Origin of the sequence: Arthrobacter sp. Hiyo1, from assembly GCF_001263615.2 — a bacterium.
Lineage (GTDB): Bacteria > Actinomycetota > Actinomycetes > Actinomycetales > Micrococcaceae > Arthrobacter.
Map to the genome: position 1 here is coordinate 22,837 of NZ_DF952473.1, position 11,072 is coordinate 33,908.

The following is an 11,072-nucleotide window of genomic DNA, read 5'->3' on the forward strand; positions in this document are numbered from 1 at the left end:
ACTTCGCGGAGCCCGACGGCGAGACATCCGCCCAGTCGACGTCGTCCTCCGGCGGCGACGCGAAGACCATGGTCAGGCGGACGGCGTCGACGCCGAACTTATCCAGTTGCTCGCCAAGGTCCACGCCGTTGCCGAGGGACTTGCTCATGGCCTTGCCGCCGTTGAGGACCTGCCCCTGGTTGAGCAAGGCGCTGAAGGGTTCGTCCGCGTCGAGCATGCCCATGTCGTGGATGACCTTGGTGAAGAATCGCGCGTACAGCAAGTGGAGGATGGCGTGCTCGACGCCGCCCACGTACTGGCCGACCGGCATCCAGTCGTTGATCTTGGCAGGATCGAACGGTCCCTCGGTGAAGTGCGGGGACACGAAGCGCAGGAAGTACCAGGAAGAGTCCACGAACGTGTCCATCGTGTCCGTGTCGCGCTGGGCGGCGCGTCCGCAGTTCGGGCACTCGACGTTGACCCATTCCAGCGCCGCGGCCAGGGGTGACGTGCCCCTCGGCGACAGCGCCTCGCCGCGCAGGTTTTCGGGCAGCGTGACAGGCAGCTGATCGTCCGGTACTGGCACCTCGCCGCATTCGGCGCAATGGATGATGGGGATCGGGGTACCCCAGAAACGCTGGCGGCTCAGGAGCCAGTCGCGCAGGCGGAAGTTGACGAACTTCTCCCCTGTACCCAGCTTCTCCAGGATGGCGATGGCTGCGGGGATGGCATCGGCCTTGGACAAACCGTCCAGTTCGCCGGAGTTCATCAGGGTGCCCTCGCCGGCGGTCGCGATGCCGGTCTCCGCCGGATCTTCTCCGCCGGTGTTGAGGACCGGACGCACCGGCAGGTCAAACGCGCGGGCGAAGTCGAGGTCGCGCTGGTCGTGCGCAGGCACTGCCATGATGGCGCCCGTGCCGTAGTCGGCGAGCACGTAGTCGGCTGCCCACACGGGCAGTTTTTCGCCGTTGAGCGGGTTGATGGCGTAGCGGCCGGTGAACACGCCGGTCTTCTCGCGCTCAGTGGACTGGCGCTCGATGTCCGACAGGGCCTTGACCTTTTCGCGGTACGCCATGAGGGCATCGTGTTGTTCGGGCGTGACCAAGTCCAGCGCCAGGTGCGCGTCCGCGGCGACGACGAAGAACGTTGCCCCGTACAGGGTGTCCGGGCGCGTGGTGAAGACAGTAACTTCGCGTTCGGGGCGGCCGTCCGTGGCTTCGATCGCGAACCGGACGTGGGCACCCTCAGAGCGGCCAATCCAGTTGCGCTGCATTGCCAGCACCCGCTCGGGCCAGTGTCCTTGGAGCTCGGACATGTCGTCGAGCAAACGGTCGGCATAATCGGTGATCTTGAAGTACCACTGATTCAGGGACTTCTTCGTGACAGGGGTCCCGCAGCGTTCGCACGCGCCGTTGACTACCTGCTCGTTCGCCAGGACGGTCAGGTCCTTCGGGCACCAGTTAACCGGGGAATCCTTGCGGTAGGCCAGCCCGCGCTCGTAGAACCGCTTGAACAGCCACTGCGTCCAGCGGTAGTACTCCGGGTCCGAAGTGTGCAGCCGGCGGGACCAGTCGGCAGAGATCGCGTAACGCTTGAACGACGCGGCCTGCGTGTCGATGTTTGCGTACGTCCACTCGCTGGGGTGTGCATTGCGCTTGATGGCGGCGTTCTCCGCGGGCAGGCCGAAGGAGTCCCAGCCGATGGGGTGCAAGACGTCGAAACCCTTCTGGCGGAGGTATCGCGCCACGACGTCGCCCATCGCGAAGGCCTCAGCGTGGCCCATGTGGAGGTCGCCTGAAGGGTACGGGAACATGTCCAGGACGTAGCGCCGCTCGCGGGAGCCGTCGTCGACAGGAGTGAAGACTTTGAGGTCTTCCCAGACCTGCGGCCACTTGGCCTCCATCGAGGCGAAGCTGTAGACACCCTCCTCGGGCGTCTCGCCTGCCACTGTTGACTGTGCTCCGGTTTCTGTCTCCGGCTGAACGCTCACTGCTGCCCTCTTCTGTTCTTCCATGACGGTTTTGCCTCCTGCTCCGGGCCCCGGAAGGTCCCGGACACACAAAAGCCCCTCGGCAAGGAGGGGCGGCCGCTCGGTTCGCGATGCTTTAGATCGACGTATACCGGGCGGCTAGCTAAGCAGAAGGATCGCACGCATAAAGCCACCTTACCGCACCAAGTCCATGGCGTGGTTTCAACGGCTGCGCGTAGGTGAAGGTTGAGGGAGGCCGCACTTCGCCCGGGTGTGGTGGGCACCGCGAAGCGGGCGGGGCAAGTGCGGCCTCCCTCAACCGAGGTGAGACCTACTTAACGTCCTCGTCCACCCAATCCATGGACTTGGTAACAGCCTTCTTCCACAGGCGCATCTGGCGCTCCTGCTCTTCGGCCGGGAGCTGCGGCTCCCAGCGCTTGTCCTCGCCCCAGTTTGAGCTGAGTTCGCCGAGGTCTTTCCAGAAGCCGACGGCGAGGCCCGCCGCGTAAGCGGCACCCAAGGCCGTGGTTTCCACGACCTTCGGACGGACCACAGGCACGCCCAGGATGTCGGCTTGGAATTGCATGAGCGCCTCATTGGCGACCATTCCGCCGTCGACCTTCAACTCAGTCAGCGGAACGCCCGAGTCCGCGTTGACGGCGTCGAGCACCTCGCGGGTCTGGAATGCGGTGGCCTCGAGTGCCGCGCGGGCGATGTGGCCCTTGTTGGCAAAACGGGTCAGGCCAACGATGGCACCGCGGGCGTCGGCGCGCCAGTACGGGGCGAACAGTCCGGAGAACGCGGGCACGATGTAGACACCGCCGTTGTCCTCGACGCCTGCCGCTAGCGTCTCCACTTCGGGAGCGGAGCTGATCAGGCCGAGGTTGTCGCGGAGCCACTGGATCAGTGATCCCGTGACGGCGATGGAGCCTTCCAATGCGTAGTGCGGTTTCGCGTCGCCCAGCTTGTAGCCCAGCGTGGTCAGCAGGCCGTTCTTCGAGTGGACGATCTCCTCGCCCGTGTTGAAGATCAGGAAGCAACCGGTGCCGTAGGTGTTCTTGGCTTCGCCCGCCTGGAACGCCGCCTGGCCGAAGGTTGCCGCCTGCTGGTCGCCCAGGATACCTGCGACGGGCACTTCGCGCAGCAACTGCGAGGTGTGCACCGTGCCGTAGACCTCGGAGGAGGACTTGATGGCGGGCATCATTGACGCCGGCACGCCGAACGCGTCGAGGATGTCCTGGTCCCATTGCAAGGTGTCCAGGTCCATGAACATGGTGCGCGAGGCGTTGGTGACGTCTGTGGCGTGTACGCCGCCGTCCACGCCGCCTGTCAGGTTCCACAGGACCCAGCAGTCGGTGTTCCCGAAGATGAGGTCCCCGGCTTCGGCCTTGGCCCGCGCTCCTTCAACGTTGTCCAGGATCCACTTGATCTTGGTTCCGGAGAAGTAAGTGGCCAGGGGAAGGCCGACCTTTTGCTTGAAGCGCTCTGGGCCGCCGTCCTGGGCCAGCTCGTCCACGATGGACTGCGTGCGGGTGTCCTGCCAGACGATCGCGTTGTAGATGGGCTCGCCCGTGTTCTTGTCCCACACGACGGCGGTTTCGCGCTGGTTGGTGATGCCGACGGCTGCGATGTCGTGCCGGGTCAGGTTGGCCTTCGACAACGCAGAGCCGACGACCTCCCTGACGTTGTCCCAGATCTCCACCGGGTTGTGCTCTACCCAACCGGCTTGGGGGAAGATCTGCTCGTGCTCCATCTGGCCGGTGGAGACAATGTTGCCTGAGTGATCGAACACGATGGCACGCGAGCTGGTGGTTCCCTGGTCAATGGCGATGACGTATTGCGACATTTTGACGTCCTTGTCTGCTTGCTTTGGTGTGGATGCGGTGTAGGTACTGAGCGGTTTGCTACTTGGCGACAGTGGCCATGATCGGTATGGAGTGGGCGACGAGTCCGGCGATGGTTCCACCCAGGAGCGGGCCGACAATCGGAACCCAGGAGTAGGCCCAGTCGCTGGAGCTTGCCCTTGATCGGCAGAAGTGCGTGGGCGATACGCGGACCGAGGTCACGGGCGGGGTTGATTGCATAGCCCGTCGGGCCGCCAAGGGACGCGCCGATGCGACGACGAGCAATGCCACCGCGAGCGGCCCTAGGCCGGAGGGAGTGCCGCCGAAGGTCAGGATCACGAAGACCAGTACAAACGTGGCGATGATTTCGGTGACGAGGTTCCAGGGGTACGAGCGGATGGCCGGTCCCGTGGAGAATACGGCGAGTTTGCTGGCTGCCAAGGGCTCGGCGTCGAAGTGCTGCTTGTGCGCGAGCCAGGCAAAGACAGCGCCTAGGAAGGCGCCGAGCAGTTCTCCACCGAAGTAGGTGAACGTGGATGCCGCACTTACGGCCACACCGGGGGCGAACTCGGCCTTACCGTCAACCAGGAGACCAAGCGTGACCGCCGGATTCAGGTGCGCACCGGACATGGCCGCTACGTAAACGCCGGCAAATACTGCGATGCCCCAGCCAAAATTCACCATCAGGAACCCGCCGCTGTTGCCCTTTGTGCCCTTGAGCGCGACGTTTGCCACAACGCCGCAGCCAAGGAGGGTAAGCATTCCGGTTCCGAACACTTCGGAAAGGAAAACAATTCCGAGAGACATCTTTGACTCCTCATTTTCTTCTGTTGTCAGCCCTGCAGGTTTTGTGGGGGCCGTTGGGACGGCGTCTGTTAGCGCCGTCCCGATTGCGGTCCCCCCCTTCCGGAGCAGAAGACCGCAACCCTTGTGTCCAGGCTTCTTGGCCGGAACAATCAAGCTGATGTGACGTACATTACGTTCATGCGACGAGGCTGTGAACAGTCACGCCATGAAAACGTAGAAGCACCTCCTGGGCATGCTGGATTTCCGCTTGACGCTTCGCCGAATCCCAGCCAAGCTGCGTGGCGAGGACTTCGGCGATTTCGTTCAGGAGCTCTCCGGTCACGAGTCCCCGGAAGGCCAGCGAGGTGCGGCGGATGAGGACATCCACGAGGTGCCCGATCTGTTCGTTGGCGGCCATGAACTCGAGTTCCCGGACGCTGAGCTCGTTCGTGGAGCGGAGCTTCCGGTCTTCGCCTGCCCCTAGGTAGGCGATGACGTCCTCGGCGCGCGTGCCGTAGCGGGTCAACAGCCCGCTGACCCGGTCGGCGTCGAGCCCGGGAGCCATGTGCTTCTTGACCCAGTCCTGGATTCCGTCTTCGCTGTCCGGGAAATCCAAGCCGCCTCCGATGGCGAGTTTCGCCGTCGAGACCTTCCGCTCCAAGCCCAGCTCGCGGAGGACGTCGTTGCTCAGGTGTTCGGCGAGGGCCCGGAAAGTGGTCCACTTGCCGCCGATCAATGAGAGTACGACGGCGGCCTTGCCGCCTTGGGCGGCCGCGGCACCGGAGGCTTCCCGTCCGCTTCGCTCGATGCGGTAGTCGCGGGATACGAAGCCCGGCTGCGTGTCATCGTGACGGGGAAGCGGCCGAACGCCGGCGAAGCTGTAGACGATGTGGCTGCGCTCAACCTTGATGGAGGGGAAGACGTGGCCGACCAGGTCGAAGAAGTAGTCGATCTCGCTTCGGTGCACACGGCATCCTGCGCCATGTCCGCCTCGACGTCGGTGGTGCCCACCAGGACGCGGTCACCCATGGGGTAGATCAGGACGATCCGCCCGTCGGTGTGTTCGAAGAAGATCTCGCGGCCGCCGCACGCTGCGAGCAATTCCGGGTGGTCCAGGACGATATGGGATCCCTTGGTTCCGCCCATGAAGCGGCTCGCGGCACCCATCGCCGCGTTGGTGAGGTCAACCCAGGCGCCGGTGGTGTTGACGATCACGTCGGCCTGGAAGCTGAATTCCTCGCCAGTGAGCTCATCGCGCAGCAAAACAGCGCCGGCTGAGTCGTCCGCGGAGGCCATCGAAACAAGGGAGACGTAGTTGCTGGCCCGGGCGCTGCCGCCCGGCAAGCCGCTTCCGATGCCCGCCTTTTCGCCGTCCTGCAGCACATCGAGCGTCAGGCGCTCCGGGTTGTGCACGGACGCGTCGAAGTAGGTGGCTGCGTATTTGATGCCGGGGTGCAACCGGGGCAACTCAGCCAGGGCCTTCTCCTTGCCACGGAACTGATGGCGGGGGACGCTGCCGCCGTCGCGGGAGAAGAAGTCGTACATGCTCAAGCCGAGCTTGATGAGGAAGGCGCCGCGCTCCTTCGGCTTGCCTTGCTTGTGCGTGAGGAAGCGGGTGGGGGCGGAAAGTATTCCGGAGAAGGTGCTGAAGATCGGGATGGTCGTCTGCAGGGGCTTGACGTAGTGCGGAGCGATCTTCAAAAGTCGGTTGCGCTCGACCACGGATTCCTGGACGAGGCGGAATTCCCCGTTCTCGAGGTAGCGGATGCCGCCGTGGATCATGTGGGATGAGGCTCCGCTGGCGCCCTGGCAGTAATCGCCGCGTTCCACGAGGGCGACGTCCACGCCTTGGAGTGCCAAATCGCGGAAGGTTCCGACGCCGTTGATGCCGCCTCCGATGATCAGCACCTGGGCCTGCGGCCGTTCGCGGAGTGCCGAAACCGAAGCCCGACGTGGTGATCCTGCTGCGGAACCGGAATTGCTGGTGTATCCCAAAACTGCTCCCTTGGGCTTTGGTGTATGCGCTGCATCACTTGACGTCGCACCTTGCACAACTATTCTTCGAAGGAATGGAAAATGAAATCAAGCTAGTTGCACAAACGTGCAGAACGGAATTGAGATGCCACGATCACGACATTCAGAGGCCCTCCGGGCGGCACAGATGTACTACCTCCAGGACCTCACCATGGACGCCATTGCCCGCGAGCTTCGGACCTCGCGGTCAACCGTTTCCCGCTTGCTGTCTTCGGCCCGCGAGTCGGGACTGGTCCAGATCCAGATCCGCAGTCCCCTGGATTCCGCCCCTGAACTGGAGCGCATGATCCGCAACCACTACGGGGTCGATGTGCACGTGGTGCCCGTCCTGGACACCTTGAACGAGGCGGAAACCCTTGACCGGGTGGCGACGCAGGCGGCAAAGACCATTGGTCCCCTGGTGGATTCCAACGCCATCATCGGCGTGGCCTGGGGTGCCACCATCAGTGCCGTCAGCAGGCACCTGACACGCAAGATCACGCACGGCAGCACCATCGTGCAGCTCAACGGCGCCGGCAACATGCAGACCACCGGCATTACTTATGCCAGCGACATCATGCGCCGTTTCGGCATCGCCTTTGGTGCGCGGGTGGAACAGTTCCCGGTGCCCGCCTTCTTCGACCATGCCTCCACGAAGACCGCCATGTGGAATGAGCGCAGCGTCCAACGCGTGCTCGATCTGCAAGCCAGGATGAGCATCGCCATCTTCGGTGTCGGCTCGGTGCATTCGGACTACCCCAGCCACGTCTACGCAGGTGGGTACCTCGATGAAACGGACTTGAACTTGTTGGCCAGCTCGGACGTCGTGGGCGACGTTGCCACCGTCTTTTTCCGCGCCGACGGCTCTTCCGACGGCATCACCCTCAACGAGCGGTCAACAGGCCCAAGCCACGAGCAACTACGGCAGGTGCGTCGCCGGATCTGCGTCGTCTCTGGTGCATCCAAGATCAACGGGCTTCGTGGAGCACTCGAAGCGAAACTGGCAACAGATCTGATCCTGGACGAGGCCACGGCGAAGCGCCTGGTCAGTTTCGGCAGCCCTTCCTGAATAATTGAAGGACCCTGAAACATTCCCGGCATCGAGGTAGGTAGAGTCTTGGCTATGAAACCCTCGCCTAGGCTCAGTCTCAACAATGGTGTCTTGATTGACCAGTTGGGGTTCGGGCTCTACAAGGTGCCGCCGGCGGATGCCACTTCTTTGGTCGCCACTGCGCTGGGCGCCGGCTACAGGCATTTCGATACAGCGTCCATGTACGGCAACGAGACCGGGGTCGGACGCGGCATCGGCAGTGCGGTCACACCCCCGCCCGGCATCGACAGCAACACGGGAGGCTCCGGGGAAGGAACTCACGGCCTCTCCCGCGAAGACGTCTTTGTCACCACCAAGCTCTGGAACGACGACCAGGGGTACGACTCCACGCTGCGCGCCTTCGATACCTCCATGGCCAATCTCGGCCTCGACTACGTCGACCTGTACCTGATCCATTGGCCTTGCGCTGGCCGTGGATTGTTCCAGGAGAGCTACCGGGCAATGGAAACCCTGTACCGTGAGGGCCGGGTGCGCGCGATCGGCGTCTCCAACTTCCAGCCGGCCCACCTCGAAGCGCTCATGCAAAAAGCCGAAGTGGTTCCTGCGGTGAACCAGATCGAGCTGCACCCGTGGTTGCAGCAGACCAGGCTCCGGACCCTCCACGAGCAGTTGCGCATCCGCACGGAGGCGTGGAGCCCGTTGGGGCGTGGCCAGGTCCTCCAGGATCCGGCAGTCAGTGCTCTCGCGGATAAATATGGAAAGACACCTGCCCAAATCATCATCCGCTGGCACCTCCAGCTCGGAAATATCGTGATTCCCAAAGCCAGTACCGCGGCACGCATCCAGGAGAACTTCGACGTCTTCGGCTTCGAGCTTGATGCCGACGACATGGATGGCTTGGCCGCCCTCGAACGCCACCACCGCACCGGGTCACACCCGGACAACGTCAACTAGGACCTGCCGAATGGAACAAGTGGACACCAACCACTCCCCCGAACCCGCACCAGCCTCCCCACGGGAGTTCTTCAGCAAGGCCTTGGCCTCCAGGACGAGTGCCTCGGACATCGACCTCGACGGCAGCAACGTCGCCTATTGGTGCTACGAACCGGTCACGGTGACCCCGGCGACGCGCACCATACTGGTCATCCACGGCTTCCGCGGCGACCACCACGGCCTGCTCCGCGTAGTGGACCACCTGCCGGAAATGCGCGTCATCATGCCCGACCTTCCCGGCTTTGGCAGCTCGGAGCCTTTCGCCGGAGACACCCACACCGTGGAACGCTACGGGAAGTTCATCACCGGTTTCATGGCGGCCTTGGGCCTCGGAGCGGACACAGTTCTCTTGGGGCACTCCTTCGGATCCATCGTCGCCAGCCACTTCGCCGCCGCGAACCCGGGCGCCATCCGCCCGCTGATCCTGGTCAATCCCATCGCCGCCCCCGCGCTTGAGGGCCCCAAAGGCCTCATGACCAAGCTCGCGGTCCTGTACTACCAGGTCTCCGCCAAGCTCCCGCGCCGGCTTGGACTCGCCGTCTTGCGCAGCCGCCTCGTTGTCCGCGTCATGAGCGCCGCGATGGCCAAGACCCGGGACAAGGAACTCCGGGCCTTTGTCCATGGCCAGCACGATGCGTACTTCTCCGCGTTCGCCGACCGCGCTAGCCTGCTGGAGTCTTTCCGGGCTTCGGTGTCCAGCTATGTGGCCGAGGTCGCCGGGCAATTGGACCTTCCTGTGTTGTTGGTGGCCGGCGAGAAAGACGAGATCGCCCTGCTCAAGGACCAGCACAAGCTGCTGGAGATGCTCCCGGACGGCGCGCTGGAAGTGATTCCCGACGTCGGGCATTTGATTCATTACGAGACACCGGCGCCGGCCGCCGCCGCCATCCGCAGTTTCCTGGAGGAACACCCCGCGTGAAAATCGTCATAGATGCCCGCTTCACCCGCACGGACCATCATGACGGGATCAGCCGCTACGGATCGAGCCTCATCGCGGCGACGTCCAAGATCGCGGATGTCACCATGCTCATCAGTGACAAGCGTCAGTTGGCGCTCCTCCCGGATGTCCCCTACGTTCACATCAGCAGCCCGCTGTCCCCCCGCGAACTGTTCGTGGCGCGTGAAGTCAACAAGCTCGGTGCCGACGTCGTGGTCTGCCCCATGCAGACCATGGGAACCTGGGGCCGCAAGTACGGGCTGGTCCTGACCCTGCACGACCTCATCTACTACGAGCACCCTGCCCCTCCGGGCTTCCTGCCCGCACCCGTGCGGCTGCTCTGGCGGCTCTACCACAAGGCCTACTGGCCGCAGCGATTGCTTCTCAACCGGGCCGACATCGTGGCGACCATCAGCCACACCACCGAGTCGCTCATGGCGAAGTTCAATCTCACGCGCCGCCCGGTCCGGATCGTGGGCAACGCGCCACAGCCGGGCCAGAAGCCGCGCGATCCCGCAGCCGGCGCCGAGAAATCCCTGCTCTACATGGGCTCGTTCATGCCCTACAAAAACGTGGAGACCATGATCCAGGGAATGGCCGACTTGCCAGGATTCACGCTGCATCTGCTCAGCAGGATCACCCCCCAGCGCCGTGCGGAGCTGGAGCCCCTGGTCCCGCCTGGCGCCCAGGTCGAGTTCCACAACGGCGTCACGGATGCCGAATACGATTCCCTCCTGCTCCGGGCCACCGCCCTCGTCAGCCTGTCCAAGGCAGAAGGTTACGGGCTGCCCCTGGTCGAGGCGATGGCACTTGGCACTCCCGTGATCGCCAGCGACACCCCCATCTTCCGTGAGGTCGGCGGGGACGCCGTGAGCTACGTACACCCCGAATCGCCCGGCGAGTTCGCCGCAGCGGTCAAGGCCCTTGAAGACGGCAAATTGTGGCAGGCACGGTCGCGCCGCTCCGTGGAACGCGCGGCTGATTTCAATTGGGACGAGTCTGCGCGCCAACTGCTGGCGGTGGCCGAAGAGATCGTTGCGATGCGGAGCCGCAAACGGCGCTGAGGACGCTAGAGGACGTCGACGCCGTCGAGCCGCAGTTGCACCGGTCCTGAGGTGCGCTTCGCCGCACTGGCGGCTTTGACGGCCTCATGGAACGGGTGGCAACAACTGCTTGTGCATAGGGAATGAAGATCAGCGTCCGGACGTCCGGATCGTCGTCCCGCCCTGAAGCGCGCTGCGCCGATAGTGCAAGGGAGACCGGCGCTGGGCCCGCAGTGCGGAGCTGGATGGTGTCGGCCAGGCTTTCGGTGAAATACACGACGTCGGCCCGCTTGCCCGTCACTGAGGCGATCCGCACGGCGGGCGGTAACTGGAGTTCCTGCCGCAGTGCCAGTTCTCGGGAGGCATATCCAGCGGGGTCCCAGCGCAGCAGGGCACCTGTCGCGGCGGTGTCGTCTGCGGTGACAACGACGAGCCCGCCTTCGTTCGCGGGCCGCAC

General features: G+C 64.0%; 7 protein-coding genes and 2 pseudogenes. 4 read left to right on the forward strand and 5 right to left on the reverse strand.

All coding sequences use genetic code 11. From position 1 onward, the window contains the following. From leuS to AHiyo1_RS15725, 4 genes and pseudogenes are all read right to left on the reverse strand, one after another. Positions 1-1,969, reverse strand: a 1,969-nt coding sequence (gene leuS, locus AHiyo1_RS15710) for a leucine--tRNA ligase (protein ID WP_059389186.1), incomplete at its 3' end; no start/stop codon positions are given. A gap of 310 nt (positions 1,970-2,279) precedes the next feature. Beyond that, entirely contained in the window at positions 2,280-3,794 is a 1,515-nt protein-coding gene (glpK, locus tag AHiyo1_RS15715) for a glycerol kinase GlpK (protein ID WP_059389182.1), read from the reverse strand. Positions 3,795-3,852: 58 nt separating this feature from the next. Further along, positions 3,853-4,599 (reverse strand): MIP/aquaporin family protein, encoded by a 747-nt coding sequence (locus AHiyo1_RS15720; RefSeq protein WP_084784534.1) that lies wholly within the window; start codon positions 4,597-4,599, stop codon positions 3,853-3,855. Positions 4,600-4,774: 175 nt separating this feature from the next. Then, positions 4,775-6,573 (reverse strand): annotated as a pseudogene (locus tag AHiyo1_RS15725) (glycerol-3-phosphate dehydrogenase/oxidase). Between the two features lie 124 nt (positions 6,574-6,697). Between AHiyo1_RS15725 and AHiyo1_RS15730 the strand changes: the two are divergent. From AHiyo1_RS15730 to AHiyo1_RS15745, 4 genes are read left to right on the forward strand one after another with little or no spacing between them, the layout of a single operon-like run. Further along, entirely contained in the window at positions 6,698-7,660 is a 963-nt protein-coding gene (locus tag AHiyo1_RS15730) for a sugar-binding transcriptional regulator (protein WP_059389187.1), read from the forward strand. 54 nt (positions 7,661-7,714) lie between these two features. Then, complete coding sequence (locus AHiyo1_RS15735) at positions 7,715-8,596, forward strand: aldo/keto reductase (protein ID WP_059389183.1); 882 nt, start codon at positions 7,715-7,717, stop codon at positions 8,594-8,596. 10 nt (positions 8,597-8,606) lie between these two features. Next, positions 8,607-9,554: an alpha/beta fold hydrolase gene (locus tag AHiyo1_RS15740; RefSeq protein ID WP_059389184.1), complete on the forward strand. Its 948-nt coding sequence runs from the start codon at positions 8,607-8,609 to the stop codon at positions 9,552-9,554. Next, the gene (locus AHiyo1_RS15745) at positions 9,551-10,636 is read left to right on the forward strand and encodes a glycosyltransferase family 4 protein (RefSeq protein WP_059389185.1); all 1,086 of its coding nucleotides are present in this window, start codon (positions 9,551-9,553) and stop codon (positions 10,634-10,636) included. The genes AHiyo1_RS15740 and AHiyo1_RS15745 overlap by 4 nt, the downstream gene beginning before the upstream one ends. 5 nt (positions 10,637-10,641) lie before the next feature. Here AHiyo1_RS15745 and AHiyo1_RS26980 read toward each other — a convergent pair. Further along, a pseudogene (locus AHiyo1_RS26980) lies at positions 10,642-11,072 on the reverse strand (primosomal protein N'); the annotation flags it as partial.

Bases quoted from the DNA above. Each gene is read 5' to 3' on its own strand.
- glpK (WP_059389182.1), bottom strand. From the start codon at position 3,794: ATGTCGCAATACGTCATCGCCATTGACCAGGGAACCACCAGCTCGCGT.
- AHiyo1_RS15720 (WP_084784534.1), bottom strand. From the start codon at position 4,599: ATGTCTCTCGGAATTGTTTTCCTTTCCGAAGTGTTCGGAACCGGAATG.
- AHiyo1_RS15730 (WP_059389187.1), top strand. From the start codon at position 6,698: ATGCCACGATCACGACATTCAGAGGCCCTCCGGGCGGCACAGATGTAC.
- AHiyo1_RS15735 (WP_059389183.1), top strand. From the start codon at position 7,715: ATGAAACCCTCGCCTAGGCTCAGTCTCAACAATGGTGTCTTGATTGAC.
- AHiyo1_RS15740 (WP_059389184.1), top strand. From the start codon at position 8,607: ATGGAACAAGTGGACACCAACCACTCCCCCGAACCCGCACCAGCCTCC.